Origin of the sequence: Anaerococcus vaginimassiliensis (assembly GCF_900626155.1) — a bacterium.
GTDB lineage: Bacteria > Bacillota > Clostridia > Tissierellales > Peptoniphilaceae > Anaerococcus > Anaerococcus vaginimassiliensis.
In genome coordinates, this window is record NZ_LR130844.1 from 437,074 (window position 1) to 455,908 (window position 18,835).

At 34.9% G+C, this 18,835-nt stretch carries 14 protein-coding genes and 1 rRNA gene; 4 read left to right on the top strand and 11 right to left on the bottom strand.

All coding sequences use genetic code 11. The features are described 5' to 3' along the window. Window positions 1–19: 19 nt before the first annotated feature. The 6 genes from E0D87_RS02380 to fusA all read right to left on the bottom strand — a co-directional run bounded on the left by E0D87_RS02380 (window position 20) and on the right by fusA (window position 7,595). A 16S ribosomal RNA gene (locus E0D87_RS02380) occupies window positions 20–1,546 on the bottom strand. Between the two features lie 398 nt (window positions 1,547–1,944). Next, on the bottom strand, window positions 1,945–2,169 hold the full coding sequence (locus tag E0D87_RS02385) for a DUF951 domain-containing protein (protein ID WP_004834892.1): 225 nt from the start codon (window positions 2,167–2,169) through the stop codon (window positions 1,945–1,947). Beyond that, window positions 2,156–3,007, bottom strand: coding sequence for a mechanosensitive ion channel family protein (locus E0D87_RS02390; RefSeq protein WP_004834903.1), 852 nt, complete (start codon window positions 3,005–3,007; stop codon window positions 2,156–2,158). Before E0D87_RS02390 ends, E0D87_RS02385 begins: the two co-directional genes overlap by 14 nt. Beyond that, window positions 3,000–3,515, bottom strand: a complete 516-nt coding sequence (locus tag E0D87_RS02395; protein WP_004834887.1) for a GDSL-type esterase/lipase family protein — start codon at window positions 3,513–3,515, stop codon at window positions 3,000–3,002. Before E0D87_RS02395 ends, E0D87_RS02390 begins: the two co-directional genes overlap by 8 nt. Beyond that, complete coding sequence (locus E0D87_RS02400) at window positions 3,512–5,503, bottom strand: alpha-amylase family glycosyl hydrolase (RefSeq protein WP_004834907.1); 1,992 nt, start codon at window positions 5,501–5,503, stop codon at window positions 3,512–3,514. The genes E0D87_RS02395 and E0D87_RS02400 overlap by 4 nt, the downstream gene beginning before the upstream one ends. A 43-nt stretch (window positions 5,504–5,546) precedes the next feature. Then, window positions 5,547–7,595 (bottom strand): elongation factor G, encoded by a 2,049-nt coding sequence (fusA, locus tag E0D87_RS02405; protein ID WP_004834904.1) that lies wholly within the window; start codon window positions 7,593–7,595, stop codon window positions 5,547–5,549. Window positions 7,596–7,826: 231 nt separating this feature from the next. Here fusA and E0D87_RS02410 point away from each other — a divergent pair, with 231 nt between their 5' ends. The 4 genes from E0D87_RS02410 (at window position 7,827) to E0D87_RS02425 (ending at window position 13,266) form a co-directional block, all read left to right on the top strand. Next, complete coding sequence (locus E0D87_RS02410) at window positions 7,827–10,670, top strand: insulinase family protein (RefSeq protein ID WP_130819204.1); 2,844 nt, start codon at window positions 7,827–7,829, stop codon at window positions 10,668–10,670. A 92-nt stretch (window positions 10,671–10,762) separates the two neighbouring features. Further along, window positions 10,763–11,899 carry a 5-bromo-4-chloroindolyl phosphate hydrolysis family protein gene (locus E0D87_RS02415; RefSeq protein WP_130819205.1) on the top strand — a complete coding sequence of 379 codons (1,137 nt, stop codon included), beginning with the start codon at window positions 10,763–10,765 and terminating at the stop codon, window positions 11,897–11,899. Beyond that, the gene (locus tag E0D87_RS02420) at window positions 11,896–12,996 is read left to right on the top strand and encodes a toxic anion resistance protein (protein ID WP_130819206.1); all 1,101 of its coding nucleotides are present in this window, start codon (window positions 11,896–11,898) and stop codon (window positions 12,994–12,996) included. The genes E0D87_RS02415 and E0D87_RS02420 overlap by 4 nt, the downstream gene beginning before the upstream one ends. 9 nt (window positions 12,997–13,005) lie before the next feature. Continuing rightward, the gene (locus E0D87_RS02425; RefSeq protein ID WP_004834913.1) at window positions 13,006–13,266 is read left to right on the top strand and encodes a hypothetical protein; all 261 of its coding nucleotides are present in this window, start codon (window positions 13,006–13,008) and stop codon (window positions 13,264–13,266) included. A gap of 84 nt (window positions 13,267–13,350) precedes the next feature. On the opposite strand, the gene fni is transcribed toward E0D87_RS02425, so the two are convergent. The 5 genes from fni to E0D87_RS02450 form a co-directional block, all read right to left on the bottom strand. Beyond that, window positions 13,351–14,364 (bottom strand): type 2 isopentenyl-diphosphate Delta-isomerase, encoded by a 1,014-nt coding sequence (gene fni, locus E0D87_RS02430; RefSeq protein WP_004834888.1) that lies wholly within the window; start codon window positions 14,362–14,364, stop codon window positions 13,351–13,353. 22 nt (window positions 14,365–14,386) lie between these two features. Continuing rightward, a complete protein-coding gene (locus tag E0D87_RS02435) occupies window positions 14,387–15,607 on the bottom strand; it encodes an LCP family protein (RefSeq protein ID WP_004834911.1) in 1,221 nt (406 codons plus the stop codon). 102 nt (window positions 15,608–15,709) lie between these two features. After that, the gene (locus E0D87_RS02440) at window positions 15,710–16,981 is read right to left on the bottom strand and encodes a Glu/Leu/Phe/Val family dehydrogenase (RefSeq protein ID WP_130819207.1); all 1,272 of its coding nucleotides are present in this window, start codon (window positions 16,979–16,981) and stop codon (window positions 15,710–15,712) included. 97 nt (window positions 16,982–17,078) lie between these two features. After that, entirely contained in the window at window positions 17,079–18,485 is a 1,407-nt protein-coding gene (locus E0D87_RS02445; protein ID WP_130819208.1) for a S41 family peptidase, read from the bottom strand. Next, the gene (locus E0D87_RS02450) at window positions 18,478–18,834 is read right to left on the bottom strand and encodes a hypothetical protein (RefSeq protein ID WP_004834879.1); all 357 of its coding nucleotides are present in this window, start codon (window positions 18,832–18,834) and stop codon (window positions 18,478–18,480) included. The genes E0D87_RS02445 and E0D87_RS02450 overlap by 8 nt, the downstream gene beginning before the upstream one ends. Between the last annotated feature and the right edge of the window lies 1 nt (window position 18,835).

Genomic DNA, 18,835 nt, shown 5'->3' on the forward strand with positions numbered 1-18,835 from the left:
ACCAGCTTCTCATCCTTAGAAAGGAGGTGATCCAGCCGCACCTTCCGATACGGCTACCTTGTTACGACTTCACCCCAGTTACTGACCCTACCTTCGACTGCTGCTTCCTAAAAGGTTAGCTCACAGGCTTCGGGTATTGCCAACTTCCATGGTGTGACGGGCGGTGTGTACAAGACCCGGGAACGCATTCACCGCGGCATTCTGATCCACGATTACTAGCAACTCCAACTTCATGCACTCGAGTTGCAGAGTGCAATCCGAACTGGGACAGGCTTTTTGAGTTTCGCTTGACTTCGCAGTTTCGCATCCCTGTGTACCTGCCATTGTAGCACGTGTGTAGCCCAAGTCATAAAGGGCATGATGATTTGACGTCATCCCCACCTTCCTCCGGTTTATCACCGGCAGTATTGCTAGAGTCCCCAACTTAATGATGGTAACTAACAATAGGGGTTGCGCTCGTTATGGGACTTAACCCAACATCTCACGACACGAGCTGACGACAACCATGCACCACCTGTAATACAGTCATCCGAAGATGTAGGCTCTTATCTCTAAAAGCTTCCGTATTATGTCAAGACTTGGTAAGGTTCTTCGCGTTGCGTCGAATTAAACCACATGCTCCGCTGCTTGTGCGGGTCCCCGTCAATTCCTTTGAGTTTCACACTTGCGTGCGTACTCCCCAGGCGGAGTGTTTAATGCGTTAGCTGCGGCACCCAGATTATTCCAGACACCTAACACTCATCGTTTACGGCGTGGACTACCAGGGTATCTAATCCTGTTTGCTACCCACGCTTTCGTACCTCAGCGTCAGTTTATGGCCAGAAAGTCGCCTTCGCCACCGGTATTCCTCCTAATATCTGCGCATTTCACCGCTACACTAGGAATTCCACTTTCCCTTCCATACCTCAAGATGAGCAGTTTTAAAAGCTTGCTATAGTTGAGCTATAGGATTTAACTTCTAACTTGCTTATCCGCCTACGTACCCTTTACGCCCAATGATTCCGGACAACGCTCGGACCTTACGTATTACCGCGGCTGCTGGCACGTAATTAGCCGGTCCTTATTCGTATGGTACTGTCATTTTCTTCCCATACAAAAGATTTTTACAACCCGAAGGCCTTCTAAATCACGCGGCGTCGCTGCATCAGGGTTTCCCCCATTGTGCAAAATTCCCCACTGCTGCCTCCCGTAGGAGTCTGGGCCGTGTCTCAGTCCCAATGTGGCCGTACACTCTCTCAAGCCGGCTACTGATCGTTGCCTTGGTGAGCAGTTACCCCACCAACTAGCTAATCAGACGCGAGTCCATCTTATACCGATAAATCTTTGATCAAATTATCATGCGATTATTTGATGTCATAGGGTATTATTCGTCGTTTCCAACGGCTATCCCCTTGTACAAGGCAGGTTACTCACGCGTTACTCACCCGTCCGCCACTAATCCAATTAAGTTCATTCCGAAGAAATCTTTTAATCTTCATCGTTCGACTTGCATGTGTTATGCACGCCGCCAGCGTTTATCCTGAGCCAGGATCAAACTCTCATATATAGTATGAGCCGTTTTTAATCTTGGCTTATTCATTTACATCTGACTTTTGTCTGATGCGTGATTTAAATTTGTCCTTATTTTATAAATAAGAATCATTGTTATATAAAGAAATTAACTAAAGGTTATTAGTTGTTTTCGTTTATATCTTATATAACTTAATAGTTATATAGATCGTTGATATTAATTTGTTAAGGTTCATGTCATTCGCTTACCGCGTTGACTATTACATAGTACCACAGTATTTTTTGTTTGTCAAGCTTTTTTTGAATTTTTTTATTAATTCTTTGTTTTTAGCTCGACTGCTTTCGCAATGACAATTTATATATTACACCCTTACTTTTCTTTTGTCAAATTTTTTTATAAAAAAATCACCAATATTATCTATTGGTGATTTTAACTTATTCTTCTGGCTCATAGTTTACTATCGAAACCATTTTGCCTTCTTTATTTTTTATTTTTCTTATTTTTTTGTCAAAGTCCAGCCTTTTCATCCATATGTTTTTTTCACAGCCTAGACATTTTAGTTTAATGTCTGCGCCTAGCCTAGTTATTTGCCAGAGGTTTTCTCCACATGGATGGCCTTTCTTTAAGCTTACTATGTCGTTTATTTTATATTTCTTCATTTTTGCCATACTCCACTAATGAGCTTTTTATATTTCTTTCTTCCATTTCTTTTTTTATTAGAATTCTCGCTTTTCTAGATATTTCCCATTGCAAGCCCGCTCTTACTCGTGCTATGATTCTAACCTTATAAGAGAATTCATTTAAATCTTTTATTTCAAATATCTCAAATTTTTCTTTGAATACTTTCTTATATTCTTCCATTTGACTAAGTTCGTTAGAAACTTTTGCTACCATATCTTTTACTTCTTCCAGACTTGTGTCATAGGATACACTGAAGGTTGCTTCTGATGCCATAAATCCTCTATTGAAGTTTCTAACTGTGGTTATTTCTGAGTTAGGTATTATATGAAGCGATCCATCAAAGTCTCTTACTTTTGTAACTCTAAAGTCTAAAGCTTCTACTTCTCCTTCTACTCCAGCAGCCATAATCCACTCTCCAACTCTTATCTTATCATCAAGGATTATAAAAATTCCTTTGATAAAATCCGCAATGAGAGTTTGAGTACCAAGGGCTATGGCAACACCGCCTACTCCAGCTGTCGCTATTAGAGTTGATGTATTTATCCCAAATATATCAAGGATCATTGTAATCGCTATAAATATAATTACAACTCGTATCACTGAGTAAAGGGCTTTTGATATGGTGCTGATTTTGTTTTTGTTTACATCTGATTTCTTTACAACCCTTCCTCCTAAGAATTTATCAATTAGTTTTCTCAGAAGATTTAGTATTATTTTTGAAACGAGCACTACTAATATTATAGAAATTGCTCCATATATTAGTTTGTTTTTCATAAGCTCTCTTATCATTTCTTGGTTTTCTATTTGTTCAATCATCGATCTCCCTTATTATTTTTTCTGCAAGCTTCTTATGAAAGTCACTATCTAGATGAATCCCATCTATATACCTACCAGAAATTTTTCTAGCATCTATTAGAGAAAAATTGTAACTATCTTTAAGAGTAATTAACTTCTCATATAGATAGTCCACTTTCTTATTTGCTTCTTTATAGAAACTATAGATTTCTTCTTCCTCTACATATGGAGGTAAAATCACTATTTTCCTAGTGGCTTTCGATATATCTAATATACTTTTAAGATTTTGGTAGGCAAACTCGACGCTTACTCCATTTAAAAAATCATTGCTCCCACCAAAGACAACTAATACATCGTCTTTCTCTTCTTCCATAAATCTTTTGTACCTATTTAGCATTTCTTCTGTAACCGACCCATTTACACCGAGGTTTCTAACAACAAAGCCCGCCTTCTCTAGAAAGCGGGTATAATTTTTGTCATAAACTAGGTAACCTTCTGTGAAAGAATCTCCTAGACATATTATCTTCATTGAATTTTCTTTAGAGCAAGTCCTGTCCTTGATGGAATATAGATTCTGATTCCGTCGTAGTCTGTTCCTGCTAACCTTTCTGTTTGATATTTATATTCGTGGCTAATTCTATCAAATCCCCCAAATTCACCTTGGTCTGTATCCATTACCACTTCAAATTCTCCAATATCGTGGATTGGTAGATGGAAAGATTCATAAGAATTTTCTGGGTGGAAATTAAATATATAGACAATATCGTCGTTTCTAAAGGCTATGATTTTCCTGTCGTTATCTATCCAAAGTCTGTATGTTTCGTTGGATAATTGCTTGTATTTCTTGGAAAACTCAAGCATAGCATTGTCAAAATTGTTGAGATATTGGTATTTTAGGTTAGGATCATCTGCCAAAGACCATTGGCGTCTCGCATAATGGTAGGAATATCCGTTTCCTTCTCTAGGAAAATCTATCCACTCTGGATGACCAAATTCATTGCCCATGAAGTTTAGGTAAGCGTCAGCTCCCATGGAAAGAGTAATCCACCTTAGCATCTTGTGAAGAGCAATTGCCCTATCAATTATCATATTGTGGTCGTCTTTTCTCATGTTCCAGTACATTTCTTGATCAGCTAACCTAAATATAGTTGTTTTGGATCCAACCAAAGCTTGGTCGTGACTTTCTACATAAGAAATTCTCTTCTCCTCTGGTCTATGAGTTGAAAGTTCGTACCACATTCTTGCCAAATCCCAGTCTTCGTCTCTTTTCATTAGAGCTTTTTCCCAAAAATCTGGCATACCCATAGCAAGTCTATAGTCAAATCCAATTCCACCATCTTCGATTGGTAGGCACATTCCAGGCATACCGCTCATATCTTCAGCTATAGTTATAGCGTCTTTTTTGACTTCTCTAATAAGTTCGTTAGCTAGTTGGAGGTAGTTGATTGCTTCTATATCTGTATTCATAGAAAAGTATTTCTTGTATGAATCAAAGGCTTCACCTCTACCGTGATCTTTATAAATCATTGATGTGACTCCGTCAAACCTAAAGCCGTCGAAGTGGAATTCTTCTAGCCAATATTTAATATTTGAAAGAAGAAAATGGCACACGCCTGGTTTTTTATAATCAAATAATTTAGAATCCCAATCAGGATGATTTCCTTCGTCTCCCTCATGGAAGAATTGATAAACTGTTCCATCAAACTCATTTATTCCTTCAGCTGTGTTTTTTACAGCGTGGGAATGAACAAGATCCATTATTACGTTTATGCCTTCCTTGTGGCAAGCATTTATCAAAGATTTCAAGTCATCATTTTCTCCATACCATGAGCTTGGAGCATAGAAGTTAGAAACCTGATAACCAAAAGATCCATAATAAGGATGCTCAGCAATAGCCATCAGCTGGATTGTATTATATCCATCTTTTACAACTCTAGGTAGGACATGGTCGCGAAATTCCTTATATGAAGAAACTTTTCCCTCTTCTCCTGCCATACCTATATGGGTCTCATATATAAGAAGGTCATCTTTTTTTGTTACGAAATTTTCATCTTCCCAAACAAACTTCTTCCTAGGGTTTTCTATTACACCAGCATAGTCAAGGTCTTCGTTTCTCTCAACTCTCGTTGCAAAAAGTGGTATCCTATCGCTAATTTTTCCATTAGCATCTACCAAGACCTTTACTCTGGACTTGTGTGGGAGATTTCTGATTCCTTTGATTTCAATCTCCCAATCTTCGTCATTTATTTTCTTCATTGGATGGGCGTGCCTATCCCATCCATTGAAATCTCCTATTAGATAAAGTCCGTCGGCGTTTGGCGCCCACTCCCTATATATCCAGCCTGTTTTCGTTTTGTGAAAACCGTAATACTTGTATGCATTGGCAAAATCAATTAATTTCCCATCTTCTCCTAAGAGTCTATTTTTTTGCTCCTTGTAGCGATCCATCCTCAAATTGATGTCATTTTCATAGTCCTTTAGCCAAGGATCTATATCTAATATCTTCCACTTTGCCATTGCACTCTCCTTATCTAATCTTTCTTTTCTATTTTTCTATAGTTTATTTTCCTAAAACCTTATTTGTGATTTCTTTTGGAACTTCTTCATATCTTACAAATTCCATTGAGAATGATCCACGAGCTGATGTTTGGCTTCTAAGGTCTATTGCATAAGTTAGAACTTCAGCCAAAGGTGCTTCTGCAAGGATTACTTGGCTACCGTCAGCTTGAGGTTCCATACCCAAGATTCTGCCACGTCTCTTGTTCATATCTCCCATAACATCCCCCATGTTAGCATCTGGAACATTTATCTCAAGTTTCATTACAGGTTCTAGAAGAATTGGATCTGCCTCTTCGATACCTTTTTTGAAGGCTATTTTTGCAGCAGTTTTGAAGGCTTGTTCGTTTGAATCAACTGGATGGTAAGAACCATCATATAATGTCGCCTTTATTCCAGTAACTTTATACCCACCTAGTGGTCCTTCTGCCAAAGATTCTACTAGACCTTTTTCTACAGCAGGGAAGTAGTTTTTAGGAACTGCTCCACCAAATACTTCTTCATCAAATACGAAATCTTCTTCTACTGGTTCAAATCTTATAAATACATCACCATATTGACCAGCTCCACCAGATTGTTTCTTGTGTTTACCTTGAACATCTGATTTTGATTTGATAGTTTCTCTATAAGGAATCTTGTATTCTACTATTTCTGTATTTACAGAATAATTATATTTTAATTTATCCATCAATACTTCTAGTTGGACATTTCCAAGACCAGATAGGATTGATTGGCTTGTTTCTTGGTTTCTTTCTTCTTTGAAAGTTGGATCTTCTTCGGCAAGTTTTTGAAGTGCTTCAGAAATTTTATCCTCATCGTTTTTGCTTAGAGCCTTTATAGCATAGAATAAAACTGGTTTTGGATATTTTATTCTCTTATACTCGATTGGATTATCCTTTGTAGCAAAGGTATCTCCTGTTGAAGCAGATTCTACCTTAGAGAAAGCTCCTATATCTCCAGCTACAAGTTTGTCTACCTTAATTTGTTCTTTTCCTCTTAGGACAAATAGATTGGCTACCTTTTCGTCCACGCCCTTACTTACATTGTAGACTTTATCATCTTTTTTGATAGCACCGGATAGAACCTTAAAGATTGAAATCTTTCCAACAAATGGATCGGCGATTGTTTTAAATACAACTGCAGAGAAAGGTGAATCTTCCTTAGGGTCGAAAGCTTTATAATCTTCTTTTACTCTATAACCAATATTTGCGGCTTCATCATCTATAGAAGGCATATATTTTATAATTGTATCAAGTAAAGATGTAAGTCCGATTTGTTTTTCACTTGAACCTGCTATTAATGGAACTACATCCCCTTGAAGGATTGCCTTAGAAAGTCCCTTCATGAATTCTTCTTCAGAGAATTCTTCTCCCTCAAAGAATTTTTCCATTAGACTATCGTCAGACTCAGCTACAGCCTCTATAACTTGGTTATAAACTTCGTCTACCTCTGCAAGTCTTATTTCTGGGATTTCTACTTCTTTTTTCTCATCATCTTCATAGGTGTAGGCTTTTTTCTCGATTACATCGATAATTCCTTCAAAGTTATCCCCTTCTCCTAGCATCAAAGTTAGAGGGATGATTTTTTTACCAAATTGTATGTGAAGGTCAGATACTACTTTATTAAAATTAGCATTTTCTTTATCTAGTTTATTTACAAAAAATATAGATGGAAGGTTAATCTCTTGGGTGTATTTCCAGTATTTTTCTGTTCCTACTTCTATTCCATTTTCTCCATCTACAACAAAAAGTGCAGACTCTGCTGCCCTAAGGGCTTGGAGAACTTCACCTTCAAAGTCAAAAAATCCAGGAGAATCTATAAAATTGATCTTAAAATCATTGTATTCTATTGGAACAATTGAAGTTTGAAGAGAAATATTTCTCTTTTTTTCTTGAGCTTCATAGTCTGAAACTGTTGATCCTTCTTCAACTTTTCCTTTTTTGTCGATCACGCCAGTTTTAAATAGTAGTGATTCTGTCAAAGAAGTCTTACCTGCTTTTGAGTGACCGACTAAAGCTAAGTTTCTGATTTTAGATGTGTCATAATTTTTCATATTTACTCCTTTGTGAAAACATTTATTCCTTTGTATAATAAAATGTTCTTTTTTAATATTTATACTATAATTATATAGCAAATCTAAAAATTTATCCACTAATTAGAAAATGTTTTCACAAACTTTCTCTTAAAGCTCTCTATATCAAGAATTTAACGAGCTTATTTATTTATGTATCATAAGTCTTAAAGAAAATTTAAAGTAGTATAATGATAAAAATATGGAGGTTATATGACTTATAATTTAATTAAAAAAGAAAAATTTGATAAATTGGGTCTTGAAGTTTTTCTCTATGAACATGAGAAAACCAAGGCAAATGTAATATATGTAAACGCAAACGACACAAATAAAACTTTCGGTATTGGCTTTAAGACACCGCCAGTAGATTCTAAGGGCAAAGCTCACATAATGGAGCACTCAGTTTTAAATGGATCTAAAAAATACAAAACCAAAGATCCTTTCATGGATATGGCATCATCCAGCCTACAAACTTTCCTAAATGCTATGACCTATCCAGATAAAACTGTATATCCAGTATCTAGCGAAAATGAAAAGGACTTTAACAACCTTGTAGATGTTTACTTGGATGCTGTTTTTAATCCCCTAGTTCTTGAAAAAAAAGAGATCTTAGATCAAGAAGGCTGGCACTATGAATTAGAAGATGACAAAGTTACTGGAATTTCTGGTGTTGTTTATAACGAGATGAAAGGTGCCCTGTCTGACCCAGAAAGCCTTATCTATAACGATATCAAAGAGCTTTTATACAAGGGTTCTTGCTATGAATACGAATCTGGTGGCAATCCTGATTTTATTGGTGATCTAACCTATGATGAGTTTTTAGATTTTTATAAAAACCACTACCATCCATCTAATTCTTTTATTTACTTCTATGGGGATATGGATATAAAACCTCTCTTAGAGAATTTGGATAAAGAATACCTTAGCAAATACGATTACAAGGATATAAACACTAAGATAAAAGTAAAGGAAAATTCCTATCCTGATATTATAGAAGGATCTTATCCTGCAAGTAAAGTAGAAGAAAATTCCGACTATCTATCCTATGCTTTTCTTGCAAGCTCTGCCTTAGATGCCAAAGAATACCTAACTTTATCAATCATAGTTAATACGATTTTTAATATGGATTCGTCAAAGATCAGAACAGAAATAGCTGAAAAACTTAATCCAGAATACTTCTACGCAAGGCCAGGCTACGGCAATAGATCCTCTGTCCTAATCCAAGCTCAAAAGGTAGATGGTGAAAAGATAGAAGAATTTGTAGATATAATAGAAACAGGGATCAAAAATGCAAGCGAAAAAATCTCAGAAGAAAGCCTAAAGTCAGCCTTTTCTATCTTTGATTTTGCTCAAAGAGAAAATCTAAATGATGTAAATCGCGGACTTTCTTATTACCTCATGATGAGCTTTGATGCAGATCCTTTCTCTGTATTCAAACTAGTTGATATCCTAGATGAGCTAAGAAGTCTCATAGGAACAGACTACTATGAAGATTTCATCAAAAAATATTTCCTAGAAAATAAAACTCGCCTAATCCATATTGCAAGACCAGATACAAGTTATGCCGAAAAGAAAGAGGAAACTTTTAATAATAAAATCAAGGCTATAAATGAAAATATGGACGAAGAAAGTTTAGAAAAAATAAAAAACGACCTAGAAAAGCTTAACTCTTATCAAAATAGGGAAAACACACCAGAAGAAAAAGCTACAATTCCAAGATTAGATATAAAAGATGTGCCTACTACCCTTCCTAAAACTCCAAGAGAAGTGATTGCCAATAAATATATCTACCACAATTTAGAAACAAGTGGCATGATTTATACAAATATGTACTTTAATATAGACCACCTTAGCCTAGAAGAAATGCAATATGCACAGCTTATAAATGAATTCTTGGGATCAGTTGATACTAAAAATATATCTTATAGACAAATTGATGATGTGATTTGGCAATATCTAACAGGACTAAACTTCACCATATCAAACATAAGACTAGATGATAAAAACATTGAAAATAACATCAAAGTCACCTTCAAGACAACTAAGGAAAATATAAGAAAATCCACAGAGATAATAAAGGATTTCTTGACAAATACAATCTTTGATAATCAAAAGAGAATAGTAGAACTTCTTAGAATAAGAAAATCTATCTTCGAATCTGGTATGTATGATTCAGGTCACCTAATCGCCCTAAATAGGAGCAATTCTCATATAGATAAACTTACTTTCATTAAAGAAAAACTTTCAGGTATCGACTACTATTTGTTTATAAAAGATTCTATAAATGAGGCGACTGAAGATTTTGAAAGTTTCAAGAAAAAAATAGAAGATATTTACAAGAAGTTATTTACAAAAAATGTAGAATTTAACATAACTTCTGCAGAAGATGATTTCTATCTACTAAAAGATGAGATTGAAAATAATTTTGATTTCCTAATAGATCCATTAGAAAAGAAGGAAATAGCTTTTGAGAAAAAACCTATAAAAGAGGCTATCCTATCAGATGCAAATGTAAACTATGTGTCAAAATCAGCTGATCTTAAAGAATTTGATCTACGCTATGACGGCAAATTTTCTCTAGCGAGCTCAATTATATCAAACCCATACCTCTATGAACTAATTAGAGCTAAGGGTGGAGCCTATGGAGCAGGAATGTTAGTTGATAGGTCAGGACTATTTGGAACTTATTCTTACAGAGATCCAAATATAAAACTAACTTTAGATAACTATGACAAAATCCCAGAGATATGTCAAAATATAAATATGAATGAAAGAGACTTTGAAAATCAACAAATCTCAACTATGGGTAACTTCCTAAAACCTAAAACACCAGCCCAAAAGGCGGATTCTGACTTCTTATATTATAAGAAAAAATCAGCTAAAACCGAAGAAGAAATCTTAAAAGAAATAAAAGAAGCCAAGTTAGAAGATATAAAACAACTCGAAGATCAATTTTCTAAGGCACTGGCAGTAAATAATATATGTGTTTTCGGAAACAGAGATAAAATCCTCGAGAACAAAGACTTATTTGATAGAATAATCGACCTAAATGATTAATATTTTGAACGTTTACTTCTAATATGTTTAAGTATCTTTAATAATATATTCATTTGTAGTATGATATAATTAAGAAAACAAAAGGAAGGCTTATGTTAAATAAAAAATACAAAAAATCATTTACCGATTTTGCAGAAGATGTGGAGAATTTCTCCTTTGACGATATTCCTTTTGCAGAAATCGGAGATAGAATAAAAAATTCAATAAACGGAGCTATTAGAGGTTTTTCTTCTTCTAGTAAGAAGAAACTTCCTCAAACTAGAAATCCCAAAGTTTGTGAGCAAGAGCCACCAGGCAAGGTCATCAGTATTTTATCAAGGATAGCAGCAATAATATCGGCCATGGTATTTTTCGGCATGACTATTGGCTCCTACTCTGAATTTCACCGGAGTGGCGGATTTGCTATGATCTTTGCTACTATTATCTCTGGTCTACTAACACTTGCTTCCCCCTATATCTTGTGGAAAGTAGCTGATAAGTACAAGAGATTATCCAATAACTATGTAAGATTTCTAAGAGAGCTTGGGGATAATACAGTTATTTCTATTAAAGATTTAGCAAGTGGGGTAGCCCAAAGTGAAGAGCAAACAAGAAAAGACATCTTGTATATGATGAAGAAAAATTATTTCAAACAAGCAAGGATAGTAGAAAATGGAAAGATATTTATCCTAGATATCCCGACATTTAAATTATATAAGGAAAAACTAGATAAATTACCTTCTTATAGAGAAAATCTCACTTCTGATACTAGTCCTATGGATGAAAGTCTTTCTCCAGAAGACATTAATAGGCAAAAAGCTAATGAGATTATAAAGGAATCTATCGTATCACTTGATAAAATATCTGAAACTAAAAACGATATAAAGGATGATACCTTCAAAGAAGATGTAGATCTTTTACTAAAAAATTCAGAAGATATTCTAAAAATTATAGAAAAATATCCAGATAAGGCTAGCTATATAGGTAAATTTTCTACTTATTATTTACCAACTAGCTTAAAACTTGTCGAATCCTACAAGGACTTCGAATTAGTAAGCTCAAATGATAGTCGAATCTTAAAATCCATGGTAGAAATAGACGAATCCATTAGGACTATATCAGAGGCTTTCAACAAGATGAAAATAGACCTTTTAGATGATAGGGCTATGGATGTCAAAACTGAAATTGATACAATTAACCTCTTGTTGAAACAAGAAGGCCTTGCTGAAGATGATTGGAGTGAACAATGAGCAATATAAAATTAACTCTTGATGGACAAGATAACGATAACGATTTAGAAAAAATAAATAAAGAACCTGATCTTATCGAAAATAAAATTACTTTCTCCAAAGAAGAGGAGAAAATGATAGATGATTTTTCCAAGAAAATCGACCTAGAAGATACAAATATAATCCTCCAATATGGATCTGGTGCTCAAAAGAAGATATCAAACTTCTCTGAAAAAACTCTAGATACAGTAAGAAACAAAGATCTAGGCGAAATTGGTGGATTACTTGATAAGCTAGTTGGCGATATCAAATCAATGGAGGCTGAAGAAAGTTCTGGTCCACTTGGATTTTTCAAAAAACAAGTCAATAAATTAGATACGATGAAGGCTAAATACCAATCAGCCGAAAAAAATATCGACAATATTACAAAGACCTTGGAAAATCATCAGATAACTCTAATGAAAGATATATCAATGCTCGATCAAATGTATGAGCTAAATGAAGACTACTACAAAGAAATCTCTATGTATATAGAAGCTGGAAATAGAAAGCTTAAAGAAACTTACGGAGTTGATATACCAGCCCTTGAAGATAAGGCAAGAAGTTCAAATCTTCCTTTAGATGCTCAAAAGGTAAATGATGTAAAAAGTCAGGCCAACCGTTTTGAAAAGAAACTCCACGACCTAGATCTAACTAGGATGGTGTCTATTCAAATGGCTCCCCAAATAAGGATGGTTCAATCATCAAATTCAATCATGGCAGAAAAGATCCAAACTACAATAGTAAACACTATTCCTCTTTGGAAAAATCAAATGGTTCTTGCCCTTGGTATGAACCACACCCAGCAAGCAATCAAGACCCAACAAAGAGTCACAGATTTAACCAATGATCTACTAAGAAAAAATGCTGATATTCTAAAACAAAATACCGTAGAAACAGCAAAAGCCACAGAACGCGGTATAATTGACCTAGATACAATAAAACACACTAACGAAGCTTTAATTTCAACTATAGAAGAGGTTAGAAATATTCAAATAGAAGGAAAGAAAAACAGAGACCTCGCCAAAGCTGAGATCAAAAGCCTAGAAGAAGAACTAAAAAGAAATTTGAATAGATAAGGAGATTGTATGGCAGATAAATTAGAATTTAAGTTTGATTGTCAAATGTTAATAGCTGGAGAAGGCTTAGATGAAGATGAAATCTTCGATTATATAACAGAAAACCTAGAAGGAGATAGCCTTCTTGCTGTAGGTGATGAAGATCTTATAAAGATTCACTTTCACTCTAACAAACCTTGGGAAGTTTTAGAATATGCCCAAAGCCTTGGCGAAATCCATGACGTAGTTATTGAAAATATGCAAAGACAAGCAGAAGGTCTCCAAGGATAATATTAGCTGGTGATTTCCACCAGCTTTTTCTATGCCAATTTTTACAAAAATAAAAACCAGAGCATCCACTCTGGCTTCTATAGGTTAATCTATAAGTTCTTTTAGTCTTCCTACTATTTTGTAGTCTACTTTTTTTAGCTCTTCTATGTTTTTAACACCTAATAGGCACATTATGATTTTAATCTTGTCATTTAAATCCTTTAGATAAGATTCGCAAGCCATATATCCACCGTGGAGGAGATATTTTAAAACCTCTCCACTAACAGCTGCCATATCTGCACCAATAATTATTGACTTTACAACATCCATCGCGTTTCTAAGACCTCCAGATGCAATTATAAATACATCCCTCGATATACTCCTTACATCTATAATGGCCTTGGCAGTTGGGATTCCCCAATTATATAGTTCTGAGAAATCTGTATCCATATCTCTTAGATCTTCTATTTCTATAAAATTAGTTCCGCCTTTTCCTGAAACGTCTATATATTTTACACCAAGATCGATTAAATCTTTGGCAACTTCCTTAGATATTCCAGCTCCAGTTTCCTTTACTATTATTGGTGTAGCAAAATTTTCACTTAAATTTTTGATGTTATCTCTAATACCTCTAAAATCCTTATCACCCTCTGGCATCACTAGCTCTTGAGCCATGTTTAAATGCACTTGCATTATATCAGCTCCGATAAGGTCAGCCGCAAAGGTAAAATCTTCTATAGATCTTTCTGATCCTAGATTTCCAACTTTAATCAAATCCTTATCTTTAAGGAGAGTAAAAGACTCTCTGCTTTCTTCATCATCTATAGCTATAGCCTCACTACCAACAGCCATAGGTATGTTTAAGCTCTCACATATAGAAGATAAGTCCTCATTTATATCAGCTCCCGCTTCGCCTCCGCCTGTCATAGCATTTACCATAATTGGCATAGCTATTTTTCTTCCTAGAAATTCTATAGAAGTATCAATTTCATCTATCGCTATGTCAGATAGAGCCTTGTGCTCGATATAGATATCTTCTAGCAAATTATTAGTTAAACTTTGACTTTTTAGGTAATTTTCTATGTGTTGATCTTTTCTTTCTCTTCTTTTTTCTATCATAATCACCTACTTTTTTATCCTATTAGTCGTTATTTTCCGGACTAATTACTCTTACATCTGAACTATCAGTTTCTGATCCACTTTCCTCTTCTACTTCCTCGGGTTCATCAGGCTCTTCTGGCTCTTCAGGAGTTTCCTCTACCTCTTCATGGGCTGGATGAGTGTAAGATGTATCTGGTCTTTGTGGAGTATAAGACGTATCTGGCACGTACTCTTCTTCTACATAATTATTAGAATAAGATGGCTCAGTGTATTCTATCTCTTGTGGAGCTACTGGTTCATAATACTCATCTTCTTCATTAGTCTCTTCTTCTATTTCGCTATCAAAGCCAGCCTTGTCTCTAGTCCAATTTTTAAGTTTAAAGGTCTCAAAGTTTTTGTCAACTATATCCAAAGTTTTGTCAAAATCTGGTAAATAGTAACTAGTTCCATATATTGTTTGTTCATGGCCAGGTACTAAGTGAGTTTTAACCTTATCTGATGAGAAGTTTTTTATGTTATTTGTAAGGTCTAGAATAGTTCCCATAGGAACATTAGTCTTTACATATTTTAGATAGTTGGTTACAAAGGTTGTAAGGTCGATATTTTCAGATTTTTTCACTATCTCATCTACCATAGCCTTCATGAAACCTTGTTGAGCCTCAACCCTACCTATATCTCCATTGTTATAGACGCTTCTAGTTCTGACATACCAAAGTGCTTCTTTGCCGTTAAAATGATTCTTGCCCTCTTTTATGGTTACGCCATGAGTTTTTACATTGAATCCTTTCGGTACATCGAAATCAACTCCTCCAAGTGCGTCAATTATATTTTCCACTGCCTTAAAGTTAACCTGAACATAATAATCTATGTCTAATCCCAAGAAGTTTCTTAGGGTTTGCATAGTTAGGTCAATTCCACCAAAAGCATGAGCGTGGTTTACCTTATCAAAAGTATCCCTAATCTTTACTCTAGTATCTCTCGGAACGGAGAGGATATCGACTTTTCCAGTTTCGCTATTTGCCTTAATTAGCATTATAGTATCAGTTCTAGTAAAGTCCTCATTTTCTCCATCTGGATTCTCATCAACCCCAACCAAAAGAATCAAATGTTCATGTTCATTGGTATTTGCTGAATCATCGTCAAATGAGTCTCCATTAATAGCTCTCATTTCCTTAGCTTCTAGCTGGTTTAGGATGACAGTTGATCCAAAATAGGAAAGGACCGCTACCAAAAACACAGCTAAAAATCTTTTTAATTTCATTTGTTATTCCTTATCTAATTTTTTAGCATACTTTTAAATACTTTTTTATTGTTTCCAAAATTATTTTTAATTACTTCACTTACTATTATATGCTAAATTTTCTTAATATCTTCCCCTATATTTTAAGGCTTCCGCCATAGACTTAACTGCAACCATAAATGAAGCTTCTTTAAGGTTTGTATTCTCTCTATCAGCCATTTCAAATATTTTGTCAAAGGCCTTGGTCAAATCTTCTTTTTCCTTATTTTTAACTTGGTCATAGGAGAAATAATAGCCAATTTGGTTTTGTATCCATTCATAGTGGCTGACTAAAACCCCACCAGAATTGGCTAAAATATCAGGAATCACAAGGATATCTTTATCTTCTAGAACCTTCATAGCAGCTGGTGTTGTCGGACCATTTGCCCCTTCGGAAATTACCTTCGCCTTTATTGTTTTAGCAATTTCTTCTGTGATTACATTTTCTAAAGCACATGGAAGGATTATATCAACATCAAGGGCAAAGAACTCTTCATTTGTGATTTTTTCTACCCCTTCTTTTTCAAAGCTTAGGACAGATTTGCCATTTTCCTTTAGCTCGTGCAAGACTTCTGGGTCAAAGCCTTCCTCACGATATATAGCAGCTGATCCAAGCTCTTTATCGCTGGCATTTACACTTACTAATCTAGCACCAAATTCATGCATGTATTTTGCCGCAAAATATCCTACATTTCCAAAGCCTTGGATGATGAAAGTCTTTCCTTCAAGGCTTTCATTTTTTCTTTCGTAAGCGTATTTTACAGCAAGAGCTACGCCATAGCCTGTAGCTTGATCTCTGGCAAACGATCCCCCAAGAACCAGAGGTTTACCTGTAAAGGTCGCAATTTCTTCTCTCTTAGAGTTTAAATTTATATATTCATCTGTAAAATATCCCATGATTTTGGCATTTGTATTGACATCTGGGGCAGGAATATCAATTCTAGGTCCCAAATAGTTATTTATAGCACGAACAAATCCCCTAGATAAAGTTTCAAGTTCTCTTTCAGAAAGATTGTTTGGATCTACTGCAATTCCTCCCTTGCCTCCTCCTAGAGGTAAGCCAAGAAGAGCTACCTTGATACTCATCATCATTGATAGGGCAAGGACCTCATCTCTTGTTACGTTCTTATCAAATCTAACTCCACCCTTAGATGGGCCAAGGGCTGATGAATGAGCTGACCTATAGCCTTTAAATACCTTTGTGCTTCCGTCATCCATTTTTACAGGAATAGAAACTTCAATTATTCTTTCTGCATCTTTTAATAATTCATAAACACTAGGATCAAGATTTAGCTTATCACAAGCTAATTTGTACCAAGACCTAGTCGCTTCTAATATATCTAATTTTTCGCTCATATTATGCCTTTCATTACTTATTTATAAAATTATAATACGTATTTTTGAAGGAATCGTCAATTATATCTATTCTAAAAAATAACTGGTCACCGACCAGCTAATTTTTCTTAACTCCCATAAGTTTATCTATTGTAATTAAAGAATCCTTGTATGATTTGGATAAAATATCGGGTGTTGTGGGATTTTCTTCGTTTATCTTTCCAGCAGGATCATAACCCAAAGTGTTTGTGTAGGTAAAAACATAACCAGAATTTGGCAATACAGAATTAATCACACCAAGGGTTACGCCATCTCCACCTGTGCTTTGTCCGATAAGAGTTGCTGTATTTGAATATTTCATAAAGTTAGCAAAACCTTCTGCAGCAGAAAATACTCCCTCATCAACTAATAGGTAAATCGACCCTTGATAGCCATAGTCCTTGTCTGATTGGTCAGGGTTTATGGTAATTATATCCTTCATATAAAAATCAAAGTGATCCAAATCTTCTGCATTGTCAAGCTTTATCCCTGAAATATCCACATTTCTAACTCTTTCTACATTTAGACTATCATCAGCAAACATAAGCTTAGCTTGGTTAGATTCCTTGAAAAATAAGTTGTTAGTTACAGTTTTTTGACTGGTTATTATCTTAGGTAGAAAGAAATTTTGCCAATATTCCATATTGCCTCCAGAATTTCCCCTAATATCTATAATTAGAGCCTTGTAAAGGTGTTTATTTCTAAGAAATTCCTTTAATACCTTTAGATCTTCAGTGTATTTTTCGCTGCCAGCCATTTGATTTATCCTTAGAAGGACCATATCATCTCCAACTTCTTTTAAGGTTAAGTTTCTAGAAGAGTCTTCGGTAAACAAAGACTTTTTCCTATCTTTTTGAAAATTATCATCCGTATCTGACTGCATACCCGCTAGAGAATATCTATTTCTAACAACTTGTCTATTTAAATTTAAAAATTCATAATAAATCGAAGGTGACTTCCAGTTTTTAGAAAAATATCTCATGGTTGCTTCTACATAGTCTTTGTCAGCAATCCTTGCGTGATTGTTCTTAAGGTCTGCCATTATTTCATCTAAGACGATTTTAAATTCCTCATCATCCTTACAAGCTTCGACCTTTTTCAGGTATTTGTCATAGTTTTTTAAAAAATCAATCTTATCTTCTCTCTTCAATACTCCAAAAAAAGGGTAATTATTTTTAAGTTCATTGAATAGATAATTGAAATCCTCAACTCTTTCTTCATTAGTCAAAGTCTTCGCCTTGGAGTAAGAGGGAAGCTGGAGTTTTAGGGGAGCTGATAAATTCTTATACCATTTCAAATACTCATCTACACTAAAGTCTGTAATCTTATCTGGATAAAAGCTTCCATCTGATAAGATAATCCCATCCTCATCGTAGGTTCTCATAGCTCTTTTTGTTTGAAGTTTAGCAAGTCTTCTTTGGGCACAAGATGTACTTATCAAAAATATAAGAAGTAATACTAGAAGTGACCTTAATTTTTTAATCATCGATAAGCCCTCCATTTAGGATTAAGTCTCTCTTATAAAGATCAAATAAAAGAGGGATATTGCCAATAGGATTAACTAAGGAATAAACTACTATAAAAACTACTATAAAAGAAAGTTTGTTCATCTCTACTCTTTTTATAGAAGATTGGCTATAGTTTTTATTTTTGAGATTTGCTATGCTGTAAATCATCCCAAAAACGCCAAAAACTATCTCAAATATTTCTCTAAAGTATATACCAAAAGCTAAAACAGCTGCTCCTGCTAGAAACCAAAGACCTGAGCTAAACTTAGTCAAACTATTGTATCTTTTGATTACATTTCTTTCTTTTCTATTTCGTCTCTTGCCCATA